The sequence below is a fragment of the [Clostridium] aerotolerans DSM 5434 genome, assembly GCF_000687555.1.
Taxonomy (GTDB): Bacteria; Bacillota; Clostridia; order Lachnospirales; family Lachnospiraceae; genus Lacrimispora; species Lacrimispora aerotolerans.
Genome location: NZ_JHWJ01000014.1, coordinates 29,437 through 54,642, shown reverse-complemented (window position 1 = coordinate 54,642; position 25,206 = coordinate 29,437). Strand labels below are relative to the sequence as shown.

At 42.2% G+C, this 25,206-nt stretch carries 15 protein-coding genes and 1 pseudogene; 14 read left to right on the top strand and 2 right to left on the bottom strand.

The genetic code is table 11. The features are described from left to right. Window positions 1-172: 172 nt before the first annotated feature. From T546_RS0117310 to T546_RS25590, 6 genes and pseudogenes are all read left to right on the top strand, one after another. Window positions 173-1,552 (top strand): hypothetical protein, encoded by a 1,380-nt coding sequence (locus T546_RS0117310; RefSeq protein WP_026892704.1) that lies wholly within the window; start codon window positions 173-175, stop codon window positions 1,550-1,552. Between the two features lie 423 nt (window positions 1,553-1,975). Beyond that, window positions 1,976-2,302 carry an IS66 family insertion sequence element accessory protein TnpA gene (gene tnpA, locus T546_RS0117305; RefSeq protein WP_408643066.1) on the top strand — a complete coding sequence of 109 codons (327 nt, stop codon included), beginning with the start codon at window positions 1,976-1,978 and terminating at the stop codon, window positions 2,300-2,302. Next, on the top strand, window positions 2,296-2,520 hold the full coding sequence (gene tnpB / locus T546_RS23880; protein ID WP_408643064.1) for an IS66 family insertion sequence element accessory protein TnpB: 225 nt from the start codon (window positions 2,296-2,298) through the stop codon (window positions 2,518-2,520). The genes tnpA and tnpB overlap by 7 nt, the downstream gene beginning before the upstream one ends. Then, window positions 2,465-3,759: pseudogene (gene tnpC, locus T546_RS26485) on the top strand (IS66 family transposase); the annotation flags it as partial. The gene tnpB and the pseudogene tnpC, both read left to right, overlap by 56 nt. Window positions 3,760-4,300: 541 nt before the next feature. Next, a complete protein-coding gene (locus T546_RS24730; protein ID WP_051629930.1) occupies window positions 4,301-10,444 on the top strand; it encodes a bacterial Ig-like domain-containing protein in 6,144 nt (2,047 codons plus the stop codon). A gap of 1,382 nt (window positions 10,445-11,826) precedes the next feature. Then, the gene (locus tag T546_RS25590; protein WP_166429831.1) at window positions 11,827-11,976 is read left to right on the top strand and encodes a hypothetical protein; all 150 of its coding nucleotides are present in this window, start codon (window positions 11,827-11,829) and stop codon (window positions 11,974-11,976) included. A gap of 46 nt (window positions 11,977-12,022) precedes the next feature. Here the strand turns inward: T546_RS25590 and T546_RS0117270 are convergent, their stop codons facing one another. Both T546_RS0117270 and T546_RS0117265 read right to left on the bottom strand, forming a co-directional pair. Next, window positions 12,023-12,430 (bottom strand): hypothetical protein, encoded by a 408-nt coding sequence (locus T546_RS0117270; RefSeq protein WP_026892699.1) that lies wholly within the window; start codon window positions 12,428-12,430, stop codon window positions 12,023-12,025. 206 nt (window positions 12,431-12,636) lie between these two features. Continuing rightward, on the bottom strand, window positions 12,637-13,989 hold the full coding sequence (locus tag T546_RS0117265; protein ID WP_026892698.1) for a cell wall-binding protein: 1,353 nt from the start codon (window positions 13,987-13,989) through the stop codon (window positions 12,637-12,639). A gap of 280 nt (window positions 13,990-14,269) precedes the next feature. Here T546_RS0117265 and T546_RS0117260 point away from each other — a divergent pair, with 280 nt between their 5' ends. The 8 genes from T546_RS0117260 to T546_RS0117225 all read left to right on the top strand — a co-directional run bounded on the left by T546_RS0117260 (window position 14,270) and on the right by T546_RS0117225 (window position 25,178). After that, window positions 14,270-16,204, top strand: coding sequence for a thiamine pyrophosphate-binding protein (locus T546_RS0117260; RefSeq protein WP_026892697.1), 1,935 nt, complete (start codon window positions 14,270-14,272; stop codon window positions 16,202-16,204). Window positions 16,205-16,240: 36 nt separating this feature from the next. Then, window positions 16,241-17,182 carry an NAD-dependent epimerase/dehydratase family protein gene (locus T546_RS0117255; protein WP_026892696.1) on the top strand — a complete coding sequence of 314 codons (942 nt, stop codon included), beginning with the start codon at window positions 16,241-16,243 and terminating at the stop codon, window positions 17,180-17,182. 20 nt (window positions 17,183-17,202) lie between these two features. Beyond that, window positions 17,203-18,393, top strand: coding sequence for a class I SAM-dependent methyltransferase (locus T546_RS0117250; protein ID WP_026892695.1), 1,191 nt, complete (start codon window positions 17,203-17,205; stop codon window positions 18,391-18,393). Between the two features lie 9 nt (window positions 18,394-18,402). After that, entirely contained in the window at window positions 18,403-19,470 is a 1,068-nt protein-coding gene (locus tag T546_RS0117245; RefSeq protein ID WP_026892694.1) for a zinc-binding dehydrogenase, read from the top strand. 4 nt (window positions 19,471-19,474) lie between these two features. Next, window positions 19,475-20,488: a glycosyltransferase family 2 protein gene (locus T546_RS0117240; protein ID WP_026892693.1), complete on the top strand. Its 1,014-nt coding sequence runs from the start codon at window positions 19,475-19,477 to the stop codon at window positions 20,486-20,488. Beyond that, complete coding sequence (locus tag T546_RS0117235) at window positions 20,478-22,670, top strand: glycosyltransferase family 2 protein (protein ID WP_026892692.1); 2,193 nt, start codon at window positions 20,478-20,480, stop codon at window positions 22,668-22,670. Before T546_RS0117240 ends, T546_RS0117235 begins: the two co-directional genes overlap by 11 nt. A gap of 1 nt (window position 22,671) precedes the next feature. Then, entirely contained in the window at window positions 22,672-23,661 is a 990-nt protein-coding gene (locus tag T546_RS0117230; RefSeq protein ID WP_026892691.1) for a glycosyltransferase family 2 protein, read from the top strand. 98 nt (window positions 23,662-23,759) lie between these two features. Next, window positions 23,760-25,178 (top strand): undecaprenyl-phosphate glucose phosphotransferase, encoded by a 1,419-nt coding sequence (locus T546_RS0117225; protein ID WP_026892690.1) that lies wholly within the window; start codon window positions 23,760-23,762, stop codon window positions 25,176-25,178. Window positions 25,179-25,206: the final 28 nt, after the last annotated feature.

Sequence of the window (25,206 nt, the reverse complement as noted above, 5' to 3'; positions counted from 1 at the left end):
TTTGAATGATAATTATTTATAAATGCATTTGGCGTATTTTAATTACTAGGTTAAAATTATATAAGCAAAAGATCATGTAAGTTTATTAAACAAATCTAGAAATATTAATCTTTTTTATTTTTGTAGAAGGAGGAATATACGTGTATTAAGTCTAGTACACGGTATAAAAAATATGAATAATTATATAAAAGATGAGGAACTTAATTTTAAGGATCTAACATTTTTTTTCCTAAGAAAGTGGCGTTTTGTAGTGCTCTTTTCACTTGCTATATCAGTATTTGCTGGGGGGTATAAGGCTGGCAAAATATTTTTTGTTCAGAGAAATCAATCATATATTCTAGATTTGAAGGAGCAGAAACAGCAGGATCAAATTAAATATAAAAATAAAAAGTATGAATTAGAAAAAGATCTTAAAGATTTGGCAGATAGAAAAAGCTATTTAGAAAAATACAGAGATAATTCAATTCTTTTGAAAATAGATCCATATAGAAAAGGTGTTGCATCAGCAGATGTTTTTATAAAGGTACCTGAAGAGGCAGGTGTAAATTCAGTAAATGTAACTTCTGTAGACTATGCTGATGGTATCGTAAAAGCGTATGTATCTGCATTAAATACTAATGATACTCTCTTAGAATTAGCAAAACTTAAGGGAATAGATTTGACTTATTTTAGTGAGTTAATCAAGATCACTGCAGATTATGATAGTAATATGTATAATATTACTGTATCTTATATAGATCAAGAGGGAGCATATGATATTTTATTAGAATTATTAAAAAATATTAATTCTATCATTCCAATAATTGAAAAAAGCCTAGGACAACATACTGTATCTATATTAAATAAGGATTCAGGTGTTGTGATAGATCAATCATTGGCAGATTATCAAAAGCAAAGTATTAAAGATTTGGTGGATGCGACACAAAATTTGGATGTTACCAATAAAGCTCTTAATGATTTAAAAAAACCACAAGGCCCTATTGAACTATCAGTAATGTTAAGTATCAAGGAAGTATTAAAATACGGAGTAATAGGCTTTGTTGTGGGAACTTTATTAAGCATATTTGGAATATGCTTAATATTTATAAAAGGTGATAGGTTGGTTACTGATAGAGAATTAAAGGAGAAATTTGGATTAAGGTTTATAGGGGCGTTAGGCATGGATAATCATAATAAATTTTTCTGCTTTATAGATAAATGGTTGGATAAATTAGAGGGGATAGATAAGGTGTCCAAAGAGTTGTTTTATGACATAATTGCAACTAATATAAACAACTTTTCACTAAAGCCAATGTCTATATTTCTTACTGGAGATATTGAAGAAGAGATATTAAATGATATAACTAGTAAATTACAAGAAAAGATGCCTAGTGCAAAGATAGACTGTGGTATTTATATGGGAAAAAGAATTGTAACATTACAAAAAATAAATGAGTTTGATGAAGTAATATTTGTAGGTAATTGCGGTGGTTCTAGGTTTAGTAAAATCAAAAGAGATATAGAATATGTAAATGACTTGGGAAAAAGAATATTAGGTTATATAATGATATAATAATGTATAAGTTGCGTAATAAGACTTATATTTTTTAAAAATTTTGGTTATGTTTGAATTAGCTAAGTAGAGAGAGGCGCTTCAAAGTGAATCAGTAGACCGTTTCTTAGTCCTTTTAAACTTAAATAGTTGATATAAAATATTATTGTTATTTATGGGCAAGGCCATTTTTCATTGGTTCTTGTCCATTTTTGTATTATAAAAGTGCTTTTGGGGGTGTTGGGTAAAACGTAAGGTAAGTGTCTAATAAGTACGTGTATAGTGTAAGCGTCAAATATGTCGGTGTATATTTTTTTACTTTTAATTGTGAGATAATGTCTCTAATTCTAAAAGTCTTAAGGAATTTAAGTACCTTAAGGGATTGGAGATTTATCTATGGATCACTTACCCGTAGCAACTTATTCCCAGAAATTCAGCCTTTGAATTGAACGGATTGGGGAATGCAGGGCAAGCACTCAGAAAGTGTCTGATTGGTGCACCGCTCATGATGTCAGTATAAAGTCCTATTATTACTGGCTTCGCAAGATCAAGCACGAAGCGTTTGATGCAATTCCTGCTAAAAGAAAACCTAAAGTTCCAAATGTTTCTTTCCAGCCCTCTATGTTTGCTGAAGTTCCTCATACAAATGCCAATTTCAGCTCATCAACCGCTGTCATTATTAGACTTGGAAATACAACTCTGGAAATCCAGAATGGTGCGGACCAGGAAGCAATCGAAAATACCCTTCGTACCATCAGACATCTATGTTAGGCGATATTTCAATGGCAGAACATATCTTTCTTGCCTGTGGTTATACGGATATGCGCAAATCCATTGATGGTCTATCCGCCATTGTACAGCAAAACTTCAGATTTGATTCTTTTTCCAATAGCTTGTTTTTGTTCTGTGGACGCAAAGGCTTCAGCAGATTAGAAGGCTGCAGAACCAGATTTAAAAGACGTTGCCTCCTATCGCCAACGGAAGCATAAAGGGCAAAAGGAAGGACTGTTAGAGGATCTCCCTCATGAAAAGAAACTCTGCACGCTTGCGGAAGAAAACCGTTTCTGTGAGACTTGCGGCACTCCCCTTGTATCTGTTGGGGAAGAATTCGTCCGTACAGAGATTGAATTCATTCCTGCTAGCGTGCGTGTCATAGATTATTGCCGTGAGACCTTTGAATGCAGAATGTGCCGTAAAGAAGGAAAAGAATATATGGAGAAATACCCAATGCCTTATCCGGTCATCCAGCAGTCCTATGCTTCCTCCGGAGCGGTTGCATGGGTTATTCATCAAAAGTATGAGTTGGCTGTTCCTTTATACCGTCAGGAAAAGGAATGGGGAAACCTGGGAGTAGCCTTAAGCCTTGCAACAATGTCAAACTGGATCCTTAACAGTTACCGGGACTGGCTTTCGTCGGTGGTTGGTCTTCTTCATAAAAACTGTTAGAGCAGCAATACCTTCACTTCGATGAAACGCCGGTACAGGTCATGAATGAACCGGATTGAAAAAATACAATGGATTCTTATATGTGGGTGTACTGCTCTATCAAAAACTTCGGGCGACCAGTCCGCCAGTTTGTTTATCAGCCAGGGTGGAGCGGAACATATCCCCAGAAATATTTAAAGGGATGCCATGGATTCATTCATACCGATGCTTACAAAGGTTATGAAAAAGTATCCGGTATTACCCGGTGCATCTGCTGGACTCATCTGAGGAGATATCTTATTGAAGCATTTCCCAAGGAGGTCGACAGCCCGGAAGCAACCATTCCAGCCCAGGCAGTCAGATATATCAATCAGCTTTTTGAGATTGACAAAAAACTGGAAGTTCTATCCCCAGCAGGACGGAAGTAACAGCGGCTGGTACAGGAAAAGCATGTACTTGATGCTTTTTGGTCGGGAGTAAAAGAGACCTCATCGAATGTCCTTGCGAGTTCCAGACTGGGCAAAGCCTTTCAGTATGCGAATAACCTAAAAGAAGGACTGATGAATTATCTTCTTGATGGCAACTGCAGCATATCAAACAATCTGGCAGAGAATATTATCCGTCCATTTACAATTGGCTGGAAGAACTGGCTATTCTCAGAAAGTCCCAAAGGAGCAGAAGCAAGTGCGGGTATCTATACTTTAATTGAAACAGCCAAGGCCAATGGATTAAATCCATGGAAGTATATAAAGTTCATTCTCAGCGATATTCCCGGAACTTCATTACTTGAATATCCAGAATAACTGGAAGAATATATGCCATGGGATCCTATGATTCAAAAACTTTGCCGTTAACAGACAGCCTTAATTATAAACAGAGGCTGTCTGTTTTTCTATACACCAACTTATTTGATAATTACTTTTTAGAAAACTATTTATAATAAATTACAAGAAATAAATAAAAAATGCATATAAAGAACATTCTGATTAAGTCTCACTTAAAAATCCTGTAAAATTTCACCAGTATTTCTCTGGCCCTCGTAATTAATTACATGTAAAATGCCCTAATGTACTGATAAAATAATATGTGACCAGAAAGGAGGCAATTAATATATACAGATAAATTGCAGGAGAAGGGATTATATACTCTCTGAAATCTAAAAGTCCACTAACACATAGATTATCCTGTAATAAATTTTGCAACAAGCTCATTTATAAAAACATAACACAAAGCTAAATGAATCAAAAATAGTACAAAACCTTGACTTGTACAACACAAACCATCAAATCACAAAAAATGAGCTCAAATCCAATTTATCAAATCAACATTGGGGAGGAACGAAAATTGGGAATTAAAAAATTAGCCCGGAAGTCCATCTGCCTGCTACTCAGCACCGGAATGGTAGCAACTGGCTTCCCGGGAACCGGATTACTGGAAGGATATGCAGCCCAGTATACAATTCAGGCAGGAGAGATACCCACCAAGGCATCTTCCATCGAACAACTGCCCTCCATTGTAAACTGTGTAGCAGAAGGGGCATCCATCCAAACTCCTAAGGAAATCACCTGGGAGATCAACAACAACGGATCCTTTAACAACGCAGGAAGCACAGTAAATGTAACCGGCACCATAAAAGAGAATGGACAACAGGAGAAGGCATCCATTCTAGCAGTGCCTGAGCAAGTAATATATCTGGTGGATTCCAACATACCATCACCAGATTCCTCAGCAGATTACAAACGCTTCAAAGAAAATGGAAACACATCAACCCTAAAAAACACAGTCCCCGACCAGGCTTACACCGCCGGTTCCTGGGGATACACCAGCGTACTTAACACAGACATGTCTGCCAAGGGTGAATACACCCCCCTAAAAGACACCAAAGGAAAAACCGGTTATTACGCCAAAGCAGGCAAAGCAATCACCTACAAGCTCCCTCTAGACCCGGGAACCTATCTTGTATCCGGAGAATTTGCCGAATGGTGGTCAATGCAGCGATCGGTAGACATGAAAGTCACCTACAAAGATAAAGACGGCCAAACGAAAACCGATCTCCTTGACACTGCCGAATTAGGAAACGGCAGAAACATAGACACAGCCCAAGGCAGCTTCACCATAACATCCAGCCAGGAAGTCACCTTATCCTTTCAAAAAAGCTCTACAAGCACCCAGGAAGCCGTTCTTTCCGGCTTCACCATCATCAAAACAGATAAGGACCTTCCAATAGACAGCCACATCCCAGTCACCCTGGACGGAACCCAAATCGATAAAGCCAACACCTTCGGCGGCTTCGGTTCCGTAACCTGCAATAACACCTCCAGACTCTTAATGGACTACAAAGCCCTCCACGAAGATAAATACTGGGAAATGATGACTCTCCTTTTTGACAAAGAAAAAGGCGCCGGCTTAAACCATGTAAAAATAGAAATGGGTGCCGACGTAAACTCATCCTCAGGAACCGAACCAGCCACCATGCGTTCCCCTGACGAGTCTCCCAATGTAAAACGTGGCGCTGGCTTTGTGTTTGCCGCCGACGCAAAAACCATCAACCCCGACATCTCAGTAGAAATACTACGATGGGGAGAGCCAAGATGGACACAAGAAGGCATTGGATACGAAGAGTATGACAAGCCAAAATATGAAGCCAGATACCAGTGGTACCGCAAAACCATTGATGCGGTATACGAAACCTACGGCTATAAAATCACAGAAGTAAGTCCGGGACAAAATGAAAGAAGAAAAGATTATCCCGACGATTTTGCCTGGATTAAATATTGTGCTAAGCGGTTTAACGAAGATGGTGCTAACGGAGTCGGAGCCTTCGATTACAGGGAAATAAAAATCGTAGCGGCCGATTTATACCGTGGCATGAGTACGACCGTAGATTATCTGATGAAAGATGCAGAGCTAAGAGACTTGGTAGATGTCATATCCGATCACTATCAGATCTGGATGGGAAGCCCAGACTTAACGAAGCTAAACCAGGAATACGGAAAAGAGGTCTGGTATGGCGAGTCTACAGCTCCTATGATCAATGCTTATTACAGAGCCAACGTAGATCCCGCCCGGGGAGGCGTGGGCGGTTCTGCAAGCATTGCAGCTATGGCAGAGCGCTTTATATCAGCCTATGCCTATAAAAATAGCAGCGGCTACACCAGTCACATGACAGAGCTTTTATTCCAGCCTGCCATTGGAGCCTTTTATGAGGGAAGTGCTTATAGTCCTAAGCAGTTGATTGGAGCCTTTGACCCATGGTCCGGCCATTACGAAGCAGATGGAGGAATCCAGATGGTTCAGCATTTCATGCAATTTGCAGAAAGTGACTGGAACTACTTACCGGAAGCCTGCTATAGCGACGGTACAACTGGAGACGGTGACATTACGGTAGATACATCAACAGATACCCGTCTGGCAGTAAAGGATCCAGAAACCGATGATTACTCCGTAATGTTTGCCAACAATACAGCCAAAGAAAGAAAATACCGCATCAAGCTGAAAAACCTAAAAACATTTTCCCAGCCCTATAATGTATGGGAAACAAGAGGACCAGATACAGGAGAAGCCTTTGACGCCAACTGGTTCCAGAACGTAACAAAAGAAGCTGCTCCAGTGGACAATGGAGACGGAACCTCTACCATTGAAGTAACCGTAAAGCCCTACTCCGTCATGACCTTAACAAGTCTCCTTGACCGTGGCACTGTCTATGAAAGCGGCCAGAATGACTCCGGAGTAGAACGAACCGTATTAAGCCTTCCTTACCGGGATAACTTTGATTATGAAGATTCCTTTGTAGAGGAAAGGGGAGGGACTCCCTTATTTACCACAGATATTGAAGGCGCTTTTGAGGTCACAAAATCAGACGATACCGGATATGTTTTAACCCAGAGAATCAATGGGGATAACCGTCCCTACAATTGGAATCCATGGGGAAGCGGAAGCGATGAAAGCAGTCAGACCACCAATATTCCTTGGACTGTTATGGGAGATCACCGATGGGCCAACTATACCGCAGGAATTGACGTAAAGCTGGACACCAAAGGAAATGGCTACGGAGATAATTTTGCAGTCCTGGGTGTTCGAGAGGTGGTACACTCAAGCGGAGCTCCCTATCGTGCTAAAATTTATGACAGCGGTAAATGGGAACTGCTAAAATACAACACTGTGAAAAAGTCAGGGAAAATAGAAAACTTCGATGCCGCCATATGGCATAAGCTGCAGCTGAAAGCGGACGAAAATGTTCTTACCATGTATCTCGATGGGGAAGAAGCCGGAAGCTTTACCGACACATCAAGTCCGGTCATGACTGGAAGAATCACTTTAATGAGCGGCTTCTGGAATACCAGCTTTGATCAGCTTGAAGTAATGCCAGTGGAAGGAAAAACAGCATTTGCCTCAGCCAAGCTTGACGACACCTCTTCCCTTATTACCTGGAATGGAAATGTAACCCACAACATTGGTCAGGGATTTGCCTATTATAATAGAAGCTTCACATCAATGCCAGCAGGCAGCAGCATGGAGTTTGAGATCCCTAATGGTATTGGATTTGATCTATTTGGCAATTCGGGTGCTTCGTCAATTGAAGTAACAATCGATGGGAAAGTAGCGGAAACAGCGGCAACCAATGCAGCTGGAGACAGGGAAACTTCTTATTGGAGAGAAGATCTTGAAAATAAGCCCCATACGGTTAACATCAAGGTGACTCAGGGAACCTTAAAGGTCGACGGAATCAATCTGCTGACGGAACCATTTGATGTAGAAATCCCGGTTCGCACCCAGGAGCTGACAGAGCTTACCACCTACATAAAGAATTACACCTTTGATCCAGAAAAATATCCACAATCTTTGCTGGAGCAGCTTGAGAATGCCCTTTTGAATGCGGAAGAGACTATCGATCAACCACAGGATCAAAAAACAGTTGATAAAAGCAGGATAAGACTTAGAAATGCATTTTTAAGTGTAGTACCATCTGACACAGTCATATCCGTGAAAGATCTGCCAGAATCTATTTCTGTCATTCAGAACAGTACACCTGAACTCCCGGAAATGGTTACCGTTGTCAATGCAGCAGGAGAAGAAACGCAGAAAGAGATTGAATGGATCATTAACGAAAAAGAGTTTGAAGCCTTATGGAACACAGTAACCATAACGGGTAAAATCAAAAATACGACCTTAAAAACAAGTATTAAGGCTGTCGTAATCCCTTATGGCCTTGATTGGTTTATTGACAGCGGCGTGGAACATGTAACAGACAGCAGCGGAGAAGCTGGTCACTCAGCCTTTTATGATCTGGTCGCCGAATCGGTACCTCTTAAAAACCAGGCTGCAGATAAGAGATATGAAGAAGGCTCCTGGGGCTATGTTCCAGATGGGAATATCTCCATAAAGAGCAGTGACAGTGTTTCCTATGGGACCGGTATTTATGAATCAGGGCTATTTGTAGATAATTTTAAGGACACAGATATCGTATATAAACTCCCTATGGATGCCGGAAAGTACCGGTTCATGGTAGGAGCCCAGGCGTATTGGAGCGAAACTCATTCCAGTGCCATCTCTATAAGATATCAGACGGAAAATGGAGAATGGAAAACAACAGAACTCGGAACCTCCACAGTAAGCGCCTCCACTGGAAATGTTTCATTTACTAAATCCCTTGAAATTCCAACAAGCGGAGTCGTAGAGGTGAGGATTAAAAAGGCAGATACCAAGATTCATCTGCTCAGCTGGCTGGCCGTTTCAAAGGAGGCCGGAGTAGAAATGCCTTCTGCTGTGGTAACCTCTAAAGACACATTGCCGGAATTACCGGAAACAGTTCTGGTAGACGGAGAAGAAAGGAGTGTTACATGGAAATATCCAAACAAGGAAGCCTTTAGCACCTTGTGGAGCACCGTAACAATCAAAGGTGTGGTTGATAGTCTAAAGATTCCGATATCTATGACCGTAGAGGTAGTTCCAAAGAATCTTGTCTACTTCGTGGATTCAGGGGCTGATTCCCTGGAGGAATCCCCTTATTACACCATGGTAAAGGATGCCGTAGGCATTGAGAATGAAGTGCCTGATAAGCAGTATGAAGAAGGCTCCTGGGGATATACGGATCCAAATGCTCTTGGTGGTTCAATGGGATCTGGCAGCGGCAGCAGGAGTAAGACCGGATGGTGGGCGAAATCTGGAAAAGAAATCGTATACCGATTGCCATTAAAAGCAGGAAGATATCAGTTTAGCAGCGGTTTTTATGAATGGTGGAATGTCAATCGTCCGATGGAAACCTATGTGGTTTACCAGGACCAAAGCGGCCAGGAAATGACACAGACATTGGGATCCGTAACTATTTCTAAGGCAGAGGAGACCATTTTAAATTCAAAAGCAGTCATTGAACTAACTAAAGATCAGACCATCGAATTTCATGTGAAGAAAACGGGAAGCAGTGATCCGGTAATCAGCTGGCTGGCCGCCTATGAGGAAAAGGAAGATGCACCGGAAGAAACTCCTTACCATACCACCGGAATCAAAGTAACAAGAAAGCCGGATAAAACAGAATACCAGGTAAGCCAGACTCTTGATCAGGCTGGAATGGAGGTACGCCGCTATGAGAAGGCAACTCCAAGCAATGCAGTAAGAGAAACCGTTATGAACGATACTCAGTATGAAGTGGAATATGATTTCTCAAAGCCAGGCAAGGCTGATGTGATGGTTACCTATAGTGAATGGGATGAAAACGGGGAGGATAGAACCTTTACGGATTCCTTTAAGGTCACAGTAAAAGAGGAAATCATAGAAGAAGAATATTACACGACTAAAATACAGGTGACCAAAAAGCCGAGGAAAACAGTTTACACCGTGGGAGAGGAGCTGGATACCGGCGGCCTTGAAGTGACAGAATATCGGAAGGCAAGCCCCTCCAATGCGGTGAGAAAGAATCTTCTTACAGAAGATGAATACGATCTGATTTATGATTTTTCATCAGCGGGCAATCAGAACGTGAAAGTCATTTATTATGGACTGGACAAACGAGGGGAAGAAAAGCGGTTTACCGATCTTTTCACGGTCCGTGTCATGAATGTATATAAAAATGAGGACTCAGATGATGACAGTCATGATATCGTTACACCAGGCTATAAAAATCCAAAAGATGATAATCGCGCAGAAGGTACTTGGGTGGAAGATGAGAACGGCTGGAAGCTGATTGCAAAGGACGGAAGCCAGCCGATAAACCGGTGGGCAATCGTCAGCTGGAACGGAACAGACAGTTGGTATTTCTTTGACCCTAAAGGCTATATCATAACAGGCTGGTTCCAGCATGAGGGTATTGTCTATTATCTAAACCCTAATACTGGTACCAATAAAGGGAGAATGATGACCGGATGGCAGGAAATCAGCGGCAAATGGTATTATTTCCAAGAAAAGTCAGATGGGAAAATGGGATCCATGCTAATTAACACCGTTACGCCTGATGGCTATAAAACAGGAGCTGATGGAGCCTGGATCCGTTAAACCTCCAAAAGATATCGAATGAGAGCAGATAAAATTATTACCCAATTTGCTTGTGCATCAGTAAATCTACCAGTAAGCGTATGTTATAATGTGAACATGCAGAAGCTGTCAATATGCGCCCTGTCAAATGAAAGAATCAGCTGCATGAAAATTTCACAGGATAAAAGCTTAAATTCGTAATATTCAACCTCCAAATAGGACGTAATAATTTTAGTCCTGTTTGGAGGTGTTTTCATGTGATTCATAGAATATTATAAAATTCTGAATAAAAAGGTTTACGTATAATAGGGTTCCGGTTTATGTCAGGTGCTACTTTCCCGGCATATTTTGTTCATCTTAATTCTCCCAACAGAAATTTCTGGCAAATGGGGATTGTTTGAGGTCTTCAAATCCTGTATAATAGACTTTGCAGGTGTTTCATCTATTATCACTTTCTTCAAACAGCTCATGAAAAAACAGCAAATCATCATTAAAAAATTATATTCTACTCAATAAATTGACTCCCTTAAAATTGACCTTATTGTTTTATATTCATCATAAAAAAATATATAATTTTAATTAAATAAACAGTTAAAACAATAGAAAAATTTCATGTCGTTTATTGTTAGTTACACACTTCTTATCCAGTTAAATTCGATTCATAGTTGTGTCCACACTTAAAAGTTGCTATACTTAAAATTATATATAAGCATACAGAATAATTAGAAAAAAACCAATGGGTAATCTTATAAATGCATACGTAATATCTAACTAGAGAGTCATTAAATACTTATACAAAAATATCATACAAAACTCAGGATACTACCAACCCCATTTGCAAGAGGTAATTGATACAATCTAACAAAAATGTACCTCTACAATCAATAAGATAGTGGCATATGGTAAATGCCTAAGATCGATACAGATAGCTCCTAAGTGCTGAACTACAACAAAAAGAGCTCTCATCCATGACAAAACAATACCAAAATCCTAATCTTCAAACCGGTATCTCCAAGGATAGATATGCCTCATAACACCCATTCAAAGGTTTGCGGTTTAAGACCTTTTAAGGCGTAAATGTGGAAGTAATGATATGCCTCAATTATAGTTAAAATCTTATCAAGTTTAATTAAATACAAAATAGTCTCATATAGTTCGAAAAAAGCAAAATTTGCTACATAATTTATCGACAATAATATAACAATCCCAAAAGCATATCTTGTGTATCACCTTTGCACCATCAATACATATAGTACTTTGACTACTTTTACATCAAAAAATATAATAATTTATACAAAATAAACAAATTCGTGTCGAATTTTGCGATTAATTTCGCTTTTCAAACTGTATGAAACAGCTTATAGTGGTTACTAGAAAAGCAGAAAAAAAGGAGGGTTTTCTATATGACAGACGCTGAGAAGCTGCGGATTATAGAGCTTGAGAATGAAAGGTTAACGGAAGAGAATATGAAGCTCCATAGAGTGATTGAACGGTTGAATCAAACCCTCAACAGATTACTCGGTCGGTACATAAGCGTTGATAAGATTGCCTGACAGGGGATAGTCAGGGGAGTGCCGGGCACTCCCGGGAGTATCCCTGTCAGGGGTCTATCCCTTGATCCGGGTTTATTTTGTCGTCTGGAACCATTCCTTTGTTTTTGCGAACGAGTTCCCATATTGTCTGATGCATCCATTCGATGGTTTGATTCAGTTTTTCGTTCTCTATCTCTAATTCAGTAATGCGGTCTCCCATACGGGCGATAACTTCCCGACTGTTATTTTCCTTGTGTGGCGCCAAGAGGCGTTGGACATAAGGAGAAGAGGAATCAATTATATGTTGGGAAAGCAACTCATCCCTATCTTCGCAGGAAAGATCCATAAAGGCCTGGTAGCTGATAGATAGCGGAGCCATCTGGACCCTGCATTTAGGGCAAACCGCATTGCGCTGAAGCTGATAATATCCATAGTAACCGCATTTACAACAGTAGTACACGGACAATTCTCTCATTAGTCTCCTCCTTTTTTCTTGATTTATAGTAAAGACAGTCTACTTCTATAATATATAACGTATTTTAAAGGAAAATGTAACGCCAAATTCATCAAAATTAATAATTATTATAGAAAAGGCACAAAAAGAGCCCGCAACGCATAGCGCGTGCGGGCTTCTTTCATTTGAACGGATGAATCTTTTGTAATTTATTTTTAATGATTATCTTACTGAATGATACCGTTTGTGTTGACAACAAATACTTTTTCGTTGGCATCCTTGTAATCTCTGTATCCTGCACCAAGCTCTGGTTTAACGATAGACTTGGAAGTAGAAGATGCGGTCTGAAGAACTCCGCTTGTGTTTACAAGGTAATTTACGCCGTTAAGAGAAACAGGAGCGACTCTTAAATCAGTAGATGCTTCTTTTCTTAAACCGTATTCATACACTGTATTATCGAGGATTCCGGTATAACCCTGTCCCTTTTTGGAACCTGAGGTATAGAAGTACCAGATCTCGTTCTCATCTAAAGTTTCGTTAAAAATTGTCTGCTTGCCTGTATCCATAGTACCGTTAGAGGAGAAGTGGAAGTTTGCAACATTTCCGTCTTCTAAAGTAACGACTTTAAGACCAGTCTGCATTTCACCTTTTGTATTAAATCCATATTTCTGAGAGTTAATGTTAAATAACGCGATTCCCTTTTTTGCAAAGTATGGAGCGCCATCTTTAAAGAAGAACCAATGAGTCTCGTCTTCTACGCTAACACCTGTGATACCTTCGATTTCTCTCCAGCCATCAACTCTTGTTCCGTTGTCAGGATCATAGTACTGGTACCCTGCAGCAGATCCAGCGTTGTCAGTTGTATTTTCGGCCGCTTCAGATGGGGTTGCATTAACCGGAAGCTTGTACCAACCAGTCTGCATTTCTCCATTTACGAACGTATAGTAAGAACCGTTGATCTTCTTATCAACCTGATCTTTTACCATAACGCCGTCTTTATCAAAGTAGTACCAGGAGAGAGGCTTCTCAGAATCCTCTTTTACGCTGTCAAGCTCAAACCAACCGGTTTTCTTGGCACCGTCATTTTCATCACCAAGATAGAAGGTAGAGCCTTCGATCTCAACTTTACCAGTGAGCATCTGACCCTGTTCGTCAAAGTAATACCACTGATCGTTAATTTTCTGCCATTTGGATACAACAGCCTTGCCGTCTTTTCCGTAATAATGCCAGAAAACTTCTGGTGCGTCAGGGGAGTCCCAGTAGTTGTCATTCTGAACAGAATTCCAATAGTTGGTTACTCTCTTTCCGCTGTCGTCTACATAATATTCATCGACTTCCTGACCTTTTGCAATTTCGCCATTCTCGTCTAAGTAATACCAATCCTCACCGTATTTCTTCCAGGAATCGGTCGCATAGTAGTCGCCCTCTTCATAGAATTTCCAGGAACCGTTCTCTTCTACCCAGCCATTTGCCTTCGCGAAAGCAGTGGTGGCGTTGCTTAAAATACCCAGCTCTGGAGCTGCGGCAGCTATAACACCGGCAGCGGATAATACAGCCATCAATTTTAAGTGCTTTTTCATAAATATGTTCTCTCCTTTTTTGCAATAAGTTATATCGTGGCCGAAAATCCATAGTTGCATTACTCTGCGATTATAACCTATTTAAAAGTCTCAAAGATAGTGAGGTTTCATGGCAGATATGGAAGGAGATAACATAATAAGAAAAAACATGAGAAAGTGTAGGGGTTTCCCGTGGATCCCAAGGTTTAAGAAAGTAAGAAAACTTTAATAGGAAAATAAAGGTTGGTGTGGTATAATCACAGACAGATAAAAACATTCCTTCAAAAAGGAGCGAAGAAACATGAGAATGAAAGTATCCAACTATATTTCCCAGAAGCTTTTCGAGTCAGGGATCACCCAGGTATTTACCGTGACAGGCGGAGGTGCCATGCATTTAAATGATGCTCTTGGGCATCAGGAAGGGTTAAGATGTCTCTATAATCACCACGAGCAGGCGTGTGCCATAGCAGCAGAAGCGTATACAAGAATCCATAATGAGCTTGCTGCTGTCTGTGTAACTACGGGTCCCGGGGGGACCAACGCCATTACCGGTGTGCTTGGAGGCTGGCTGGATTCCATTCCAATGTTGATTTTGTCCGGTCAGGTTCGTTTTGACACCACAGCCAGATGGTCTGGGGTTGACATTCGTGCCATGGGAGACCAGGAATTTGATATTGTAAAGGCCGTGGACTGTATGACCAAATACAGTGAGATGGTCATTGACCCAATGAGAATCCGGTATTGCCTGGAAAAAGCCATTTATCTGGCCTGCTCCGGCCGTCCGGGACCTGCCTGGCTTGACATTCCACTAAATGTCCAGGGAGCGTATATTGAGACAGAGGAACTGGCAGGATTTTCTCCGGAAGATTATGAACGTGGCGGAGACGGCTGGCTGACGAAAACTAGTGCTAAGATAAAGGAAGATGAGGCAGGACAAGGAGAAAAACGCCAGACCCTTCCAGAGTCTGTGACAAGGGAAATAGCAAAGGAAATCCTTGAAAGGATTAAGAACGCGACACGTCCAGTCATCAATGCGGGTAATGGGATACGCATTGGACAGGCCCATGAAGCATTTCTTCGTGTGGTAGAAAAACTTGGAGTTCCGGTGGTAACAGGCTGGAACAGCCAGGACTGCATCTGGGATACCCATCCCCTTTATACAGGACGAGGCGGCGGAATGGGAGACAGGGCCGGTAATTTTGCCATTCAAAACAGCGATCTTTTATTGTCCCTTGGCAGCCGCTTAAGCATTCGTCAGGTGGGCTATAATTATAAAACATGGGCAAGAGAAGCCTTTGTAATTGTCAATGATATTGATCAGGAAGAACTGAAAAAGCCGTCGGTTCATTCCGATATGCGGGTTCATGCTGATGTAAAAGAGTTACTCAGGGCTTTGGAAGAGGTTCTTGACCTGGAATATAAGGCGACTGAGGAAAGTCCTCTGTTTTCAGGCGGCAAAGGAATTCAGGATATGACCTGGAATGAGACCTGTCGCATGTGGAAGGAAAAGTATCCCGTTGTCCTTCCAAAGCATTTAAAACAGGACGAGCATGAGCTTACCAATGTATATGCGCTCATCAGGGAGCTGGGAGAAAGGCTTAAGGAAGACCAGATCACAGTGGTAGGAAACGGATCTGCCTGTGTGGTGGGAGGACATGCCTGCATCATCAAAAAGGGCCAGAGATTTATTACCAACTCAGCCGTGGCGTCCATGGGCTATGATCTTCCGGCGGCCATTGGTGCCTGCATGGCAGATTCCTCCGAAGATATTATCCTGATCACCGGTGACGGAAGTATCCAGATGAATATTCAGGAACTGCAGACCATTATCCATCACAAGATGCCGATTAAGATATTCCTTATTAATAACGGAGGATACCATTCCATCCGTCAGACCCAGAAGAATTTCTTTGGAGAGCCGTTGGTAGGCGTTGGTGATGACAGCAGGGATTTAAGCTTCCCTGAGATGGAGAAGTTATCCGCTGCCTATGGTTATCCCTATGTATCCATTCACCATAACAGTGAGTTAGGTGAAACGCTTTCTAGAGTTCTTTCCATGGACGGACCAGTCATTTGTGAGATATTTGTAAGCAGGGAACAGAATTTTGAACCAAAGTCTTCGGCAAAACGGCTTCCAGATGGAACCATGGTTTCTCCTCCCCTTGAGGATTTATCTCCATTTCTTTCTGAGGAAGAGATGGAAGAGAACATGATTATCCCAAGACTTACGGATTAAAGCTTTGACATTAAATTAAGGTATGGAGGAAGCACCTTGAATGCAGTTGTAACAGGAGCCACCAGCTTTTTAGGAAGAGCGTTGGTGGATCAGTTATTGGAAGACGGAAATAAAGTGTACGCAGTTGTCCGTCCGGGCTCTAAGAACAGAAGCAGTCTGAAAGAAGACCGGAACGGGCTTATCATAATAGAACGTAATTTAGAGGAGCTTCATGAACTGAATCAGGCCATTGATGAAGAATGCCAGGCATTTTATCATTTTGGCTGGGATGGTTCAGGAAGTGAAAACCGGTTAAAGGGAGAGGTCCAGCAGAAGAATGTGGATGACTCCCTGAAGGCTTTAGAAGGAGCCAGACGCTTAGGCTGCCGCCGATTTCTTTTCAGCGGCTCCCAGGCAGAGTATGGAATCCATCAGGATGCCATGACTGAAGAAACGGAGTGCAGACCAGTATCCGAATACGGAAAGGCAAAGCTTCAGTTTTTAAATCGGGCAATGGAGCAGACGGAAGGCTGGAGGCAGCAGGGAATTGCTGATATGGAATATATCCATGCCAGAATCTTCAGCGTTTACGGTCCTGGGGATCACCCCTGGTCTCTGGTGGAAAGCTGTATCCGGACATTTTCCCGCGGGGAATATATATCATTGGGGGAATGCACCCAAATGTGGAATTTCTTATATCTGGACGATTGCATCCGGGCGCTGAAACTTTTAATGGAACAGGAAAAAGGATCGGCTTCCGGAATTTATAATGTGGCAGGACCAGAGGAAGAGAACAGACAGCTAAGAGAGTATATCCGAACCATGTATGAGGTGTTAGGCTCTCACGGAAGCTACAGCTACGGAAGAAGAAAGCCCAATGCAGAAGGTCCCGCAAATCTCATTCCCGATATTAAGAAACTCATAGGGGCTACTGGTTTTAAGCCTTATGTCAACTTCCGGGAAGGGATTTTAAAGACCCATGAAGAGGAAAAATATTGACAGGAAGGGATTTTTATGGTATGAGAGATAAGATTTGTATTGTGTGCGGCAGCCCTTTGACAGAAGAGCCCCTGATGGTTCTGGAGGGAATGCCAGCTTCTGCTCAGGACATACCTTCAAAGGAAGAGCTTATGGAGGAGAAGGGAATATCTCTTAACCTTTGTAAGTGTAGTAGCTGCGGTCTGGTTCAGTTTGACTGCCAGCCTGTGAAATATTATAAGGACGTAATCCGGTCTGGCGGCTACAGCACCACCATGGTGAATTTAAGAACCCGTCAGTATCGTCATTTAATAGAAACCTATCATCTGGAAGGTAAGAAGCTGATTGAAGCAGGATGCGGTCAGGGAGAATTTCTTTCCGTGCTGTCAAACTTCCCGGTTGAGGCTTATGGCATAGAAAACAGGGAACCTCTTGTGGCCATGGCAAAGGAAAAGGGCTTAAATGTCTGGAAGCAGTTTGCTAAAGAAGGAGAGATTCTTGCTCCTGGTGATGGAAGTGTAAAGGGTCCCTATGACGGATTCCTCTCCTTTAATTTTTTAGAGCATCAGCCGAATCCGATTTCCATGCTCCGCTGTCTGGCGGATAATTTACAGGAAGAGGGCATTGGATTAATTACGGTGCCAAGCCTAGAATACATTCTGGAGTATGACGGCTATTATGAGCTGATCCGGGATCATCTGGCTTATTATACCTTTGATACCCTTCGCTATACTGTGGAGGAGGCAGGGTTTGAAGTTCTGGAAGAAGAGATAATCAACCGGGATACCCTTTCTGTCATTGTGAGAAAGAAAAAGCAGCCAGCGAAAAGAGAAGATGATAAGAAGGCTGTCAAGATAGACGTATCAGGGCTCATAAAAAGCCAGGATACCATCGGCAGTGAGATGGATCAGCTTATTAAGGAGCTGGAGGCAGGCGGAAAACGTCTTGCAGTCTGGGGAGCCAGCCATCAGGGCTTTACACTGGCTTCTACCACGAAAATCGGAGCATTTGCAGAGTATATGATAGACTCGGCTCCCTTTAAGCAGGGAAAATATGCACCAGCCTCTCATCTTCCCATTGTGCCGTCAGAGCATTTTATGACTGACCCTGTGGATGCCATATTAATCGTGGCACCTGGCTATACGGAGGAGATTGCAGGTATTATAAAGGAAAAATTTGGACGGGATGTGGAAATACTGGCATTGAAATCCAATCATCTGGAAAGGATATAAGTATAACCTATGAAAGCTTTTGTTTTAATCGAACCGGGAAAAGTAGGCTGGTATGATGCACCGGAACCAACCCTCACTCCTTATGGAGCCATTTTGCGCCCCATCGCAGTCACCCCATGCTCTTCGGATGTTCACACCGTATATGGGGGAGGCTCAAGAAAGGCGCCTAATTTAATTCTTGGTCATGAATGCGTTGCCGAGGTTTTAGAGGTAGGAGAGCTGGTCGTTGATTTTAAGCCAGGGGATGTGGTTGCGGTTCCTGCCATTACTCCGGACTGGCGGGCAGCTGGCATTCAGGAAGGGAATTATAAGCATGCTTCCGCGCCTTTCTCCGGTCATCAGCTGGGACGTTCCATGCCAGGAGTCTTTGCAGAAAAGTTCCTGATTCCAGATGCGGATACTACACTGGCTAAAATACCGGAAGGTGTTTCCCTGGAGCAGGCCCTGATGTGTGTGGATGTAGTGACCACAGGCTTTACCGGGGCAGAATTTGCAGACATCAAGATCGGTGATACCGTTGTGGTCATGGGAATCGGGCCCATTGGTCTAATGGCAGTGGAAGGAGCCCGTCACTTAGGGGCAGCCAGAATTATTGCCGTTGGAAGCAGACCCGTATGCGTAGAGCTTGCTAAGGAATTCGGAGCCACAGAGGTGTTAAGCTACCGGGACGGTGATATTGTAGATCAGGTCTTGGAACGGACAAACGGTCTTGGGGCAGATGGAGTGATTCTCTGCGGAGGCGGAGACGAGGTATTTACCCAGGCAGTTGATATGGCAAGATACGGCATCGGAACCATCTCCAATGTAAATTATTACGGGGGAACGGGAAGCCTTGCATTTCCTAAATTTTCAGGCGGCCGGGGTATGGCAGGAAAAACCATTCATACCGAGCTTGCAAAGGGCGGAAGAAACCGGATCGAACGGCTTTTAAAGATGATTCAGTACGGAAGAATCAATCCGGAGAAGCTGGTAACTCACAAGCTTTACGGCTTAAGCGAGGTGGAAACAGCCCTTCAGATGATGAAGGATAAGCCCCGGGATTTAATAAAAGCAATGGTTCAGATAGATTGGAAGTGAACGTATGAAAACAATTAGCATCGTAGTTCCCTGCTACAACGAAGAAGAAAATGTAGAGGCCCTATATCAGGCAATCACCGGTACCTTCCAAAAGGAACTTCCGGAATATTGCTACGAGATTATATTTATAGACAATGATTCCAAGGACAGGACAAGAGATATCGTGCGTTCCCTCTGTAAGGCGGATCAGGGAGTAAAGGGCATTTTCAATGCCAAGAACTTTGGTCAGTTCAATTCCCCCTATTACGCCATGCTCCAGTCCACCGGAGATGCCACCATCCTTATGGCGGCTGATTTCCAGGATCCCGTGGAGATGATTCCAAAGTACGTGAAGGAATGGGAGAGCGGTTATAAAATAGTCATTGGAATCAAGAAATCCAGCAAAGAAAATAAGATCATGTACTGGCTTCGAAGCTGTTATTATAAATGCATCAAAAAGCTTTCCGATGTGGAGCAGATTGAGCATTTTACCGGCTTCGGCCTTTATGATGCCAAATTCATCAAAGTAATGCGGGAACTGGACGATCCCACCCCATTTCTTCGTGGAATCGTGGCAGAGCTTGGATTCCGGAGAAAAGAAGTTCCCTATGAGCAGCCAAAGAGACGGGCTGGAAAAACCAGCAATAACTTTTACCGCCTGTATGATGCAGCCATGTTAAGCATTACGTCCTACACAAAGGTGGGACTGCGGATCGCTACTATTTTCGGAAGCATCTGCTGCTTTGCAAGCATGCTGGTAGCTTTAATTTATCTGGTTTTAAAGCTGATTTATTGGGATCGTTTCCCTGCCGGCACGGCACCACTTTTGATCGGCATGTTCTTTCTTGGGTCCGTTCAGATATTTTTTATCGGTCTGGTGGGAGAATACATTCTCACCATGAACGCCCGTATTATGAAGCGCCCTCTTGTCATAGAAGAAGAGAGAATTAATTTTACATCCGGAAAAGAATATGGCCCGGAGGAGGATATGCTTTTGACAGCAGCCTCTATGGAGGATGGTAACAGAGATGAAATATAAGATAGACGTAGCAAGAATCCGTGAAAATTCCATTGTATTAAATGGTTGGGTAATCGGAAAAAATCCTGGTTCCAAGGTGGAAGTAAAGGTATTTGACGGTCAGGATCAGGAGATGGAATTTAAATATGTCCCAGTCCGCAGAGATGATGTGAGCCAGATTTATTTTAAGAATGTAGTTTCAGAGGATCTTGGTTTTGACATACGCATTCCTTATGTAAGAGAAGACAACGAGGACCGGATTCTTCAGATTGCATGCGATGGTAAAACCGTCCGGGTAAAGCTGAATACCCAGATCATTGAAAAGCAGAACAGCTCTGCCCATAAAAAATCCATGAAGCTAAAGAGCATGATGAATGCCCAGACCTTCCAGTCTGCGGCCGATTTCTTAAAGGAAAATGGGTTAAAAGCATTCCTGATTAAATCAAGACACAAGCTTCAGGGCATTGACAGCGATTATGATTATCCGGAGTGGTACGAGCTGACAAAACCAACGGAAGAAGAGCTGAATGCACAGAGAAAATTTATTTTTGATTATACTCCAAAGATGTCCGTGGTCATACCTGCCTATAAGACACCAGAGCGCTTTTTAGCTGCCATGCTTGATTCTCTTTTAGCACAGACCTATGATAACTGGGAAGTTTGTGTAGCGGACGGAAGTCCCAGGGGAGAAAGTGCAGAGCGGGTCTTAAAACGCTACGCCATGAAAGATGAAAGAATCCGATATGTGATAATTGGAGAGAATAAAGGTATCTCAGGAAATACAAACGCAGCTATTGAGATGGCTACGGGAGATTTTATTGTATTGGCCGATCACGATGATACCATGGCTCCTGATGCCTTGTTTGAATGTGTAAAAGCAATCAATTCCGACCCTGAAATCGACGTGGTCTATACGGACGAAGATAAGCTGGATATCGATGGAGGAGAATTATTTGAGCCTCACTTTAAGCCAGACTTTAATCCGGACCTTTTGACCAGCGTTAATTATATCTGTCATTTATTCGTAGTGAACCATGAGCTTCTATTAGAAGTAGGAGGCTTCCGGGAAGAATACGATGGCGCTCAGGACTATGACTTTATCCTTCGCTGTACGGAAAAAGCAAGAAAGATCTATCACGTACCAAAGGCTCTTTATCACTGGCGCTGTCATCAAAACTCCACAGCCAGCAACCCGGAGAGTAAGCTTTATGCCTTTGAAGCGGGAGCAAGAGCGGTGAAAGCTCATTATGACCGGATTGGTGTGAAGGCAGTTTCCGTTGAAAAAGGCATTGATTACGGTATTTATCATTCCACCTTTGAAATCACGGGAGATCCACTTGTTTCTGTTATTATCCCCAACAAGGATCATTCTCAGGATCTGGATCTTTGCATGCGCTCCATCATTGAAAAGTCTACCTATAAGAATCTTGAATTTATTGTGGTGGAGAATAACAGCGCAGATTCTGCTACCTTTGACTACTATGAGAAGATTCAAAAAGAATTTGATTTTGTCCATGTAGTGAAATGGGAACGGGAGTTTAATTATTCTGCCATCAATAACTTTGGTGTCACCTTTGCCAAAGGAGAATATCTTCTGTTTTTAAATAACGATACCGAAATCATTAATCCAGACAGCATTACCGAAATGCTTGGATTCTGTCAGAGAGATGAGGTAGGAATCGTAGGTGTCAGACTCCTTTATTCCGATGATACCATTCAGCACGCTGGAGTTGTGGTTGGTTTTGGAGGAATTGCAGGTCATACCTTTATCGGCCTTCATAAGTCAGAAAGCAGCTATTTTAACCAGGCCATGTGCGCCAGAAATTACAGTGCGGTAACAGCAGCCTGTATGATGAGCAAACGGTCCCTGTTTGATCAGGTAGGAGGTTTTTCCGAGGACCTGGCCGTTGCCTTTAATGACATTGATTACTGCATGAAGATCCGCTCTTTGGATAAACTGGTGGTTTATGCCCCATACGCCCTCTTTTATCATTACGAATCTAAGTCCAGAGGACTTGAGGACACACCGGAAAAGGTAGCCCGTTTTAACCGGGAAATCAAGAAATTCTCTGATAAATGGCCGGATATTTTAAGAGACGGAGATCCTTACTACAATCCGAATCTGACCCTGCGCAAATCTAATTTTGCCCTTCGCGACCTGCGGAAGGAAAAAATCGGAGAGCCCTATCAACTTGAGGTATGAGATGCTAAAAAAAGTAACCATCATTATTCCAAATTATAATGGTCTTAAATTTATGGAACCGTGTATGAAAGCGCTGGAAACTCAAAGTGATAAAAACTTTGAGCTTCTTGTGGTGGATAACGGTTCCACAGACGGCAGTGTGGAATGGCTGAAGGAACGTAATATTCCATCAATATTCTTAAAGGAAAATACTGGATTTTCCGGAGCTGTGAATGTAGGAATTAAGGAGTCAAAAACTCCGTATGTGATTCTTCTTAACAATGATACAGAGCCGGAACCGGATTATGTAAGGGAGCTGGTACGCACCATGGACAGCTCCAAAAAGATATTTTCCGCAAGCAGTAAGATGATCCAGCTTTATCATAAGGACCTTATGGATGATGCGGGAGATATGTACAGCGTCCTTGGCTGGGCCTATCAAAGAGGAGTGGGACAAAGCATTAAGGGATATAAAAAGCCCCGGAATGTATTTGCCGCCTGCGCCGGAGCTGCCATCTACCGAAGAGAGGTATTTGACGAGATCGGTGGTTTTGATGAAGCTCATTTTGCTTATCTGGAAGACATTGACGTGGGATACCGGGCGAAGATATACGGCTATGATAATGTTTACTGCCCCAGTGCAGTGGTCTATCACGTAGGCAGCGGCACCAGCGGTTCCAAGTATAATTCCTTTAAGGTAAAACTGGCTGCCAGAAATAATATTTATTTAAATTATAAGAATATGCCGTTTTTACAGCTTCTTATGAATCTCTTTCCTATTATTATTGGAATATGTGTGAAATACATGTTTTTCAAGAAAATTGGATTTGAATCCGACTATGTGGAAGGCTTAAAGGAAGGTCTTAAAACTGCCCATACCACAAAAAAAGTAAGGTTTCAGATGTCCCGGCTTAAGAACTACGTTAAAATCGAAGGTGAGCTGATTTTTGGCACTTTCCTGTATGTTTGGGAATTTTTAAGAAGAAAACTAAAAATTGACAGGTCTTATTAAGAAATTTTTTATAGCACTATAAGAACATATCATGTATAATAAACGGGAAATTATCATGGAGAAGTATGGTGCAATGCACGATTGGAAGGTTTGCTGCTATGATAAAGGATAATCAGAAAAAATTTAATGGATTTCATGTAGTACTGGATGGGCTGGTCATCATCCTTTCCTATGTTATTGCCTGGCTCTTTCTTTTGCTTGGCAACCGGTTGTTCAGCCCGGATAAGCAGGTGTTGGCACCACAGTACTATTTTGCAGCACTTATAGTAATATTGCCCACCTATCTTTTGCTTTACGGAGTCTTTCAGCTTTATGCTCCCAAAAGAGTACAGGAGAGCCGGTATGAATTTGCCAATATATTAAAGGCTAATGTACTGGGAGTGCTCATCTTTATATTAATCCTGTTTCTGATTAAGAAGAATCCATTTTTCCGTGAGTTTTCCACAAGGATGGTATTTTACTTCTTTGCCATCAACATTATACTGGAGACCATCGAGCGGAATTCGATTCGAAGCATACTGCGTTCCATGCGCTCCAAGGGCTATAACCAGAAACACATTCTTTTAATCGGCTACAGCCGTGCGGCAGAAGGCTTTATTGACCGGGTGCGTTTAAACCCGGAATGGGGATATCAGGTCAAAGGAATTCTGGACAATAAAAAAGAATGGGGAACCGGATACAAAGGCATTAATGTGATAGGAAAGATTAAGGATTTAGATGAGATTCTGGCCTTAAACTCTCTTGATGAAATTGCAATCACTTTAAGTATCAGCGAATATGCCAACTTAGAAAAAATAGTGGCTTCCTGTGAAAAGTCAGGAGTCCATACAAAATTTATCCCCGATTATAACAACATGATCCCAACAAGACCTTTTATTGAGGACTTACAGGGACTTCCAGTGGTCAATATCCGAAGAGTTCCTCTTACGGATACGGTGAATGCGCTGGCAAAACGAGCCGTAGATATTGTAGGTGCAGCGGTTGCACTGATCCTGTTTTCCCCTGTTATGCTTCTGACTGTGGTCCTGATTAAGCTGACAGCTCCAGGTCCGCTCATTTATAAACAGGAGCGGGTGGGATTACACAACCGGCCATTTCATATGTATAAGTTCCGTTCTATGGTGGTCCAGGCCCCGTCTGAGGAAAAAGCCAAATGGACAACCCCTCATGATTCCAGGGTGACCCCTGTGGGCCGGTTCATAAGAAAGACAAGCATAGATGAGATGCCCCAGTTCATCAACGTTCTTCGGGGCGATATGAGTTTAGTCGGCCCAAGGCCGGAGAGACCTTTGTTTGTTGAGAAATTTAAAGAAGAGATTCCAAGATATATGATCAAGCATCAGGTACGCCCCGGAATTACCGGCTGGGCGCAGGTCAATGGATTAAGGGGAGATACTTCCATTACCAAGAGAATTGAGCATGATTTATACTATATCGAAAACTGGACCCTTGGATTTGATTTTAAAATCCTGTTTTTGACTATGTTCAAAGGGTTTATTAATAAAAATGCGTACTGATATAGGATACGACACGATTAGGATGAGG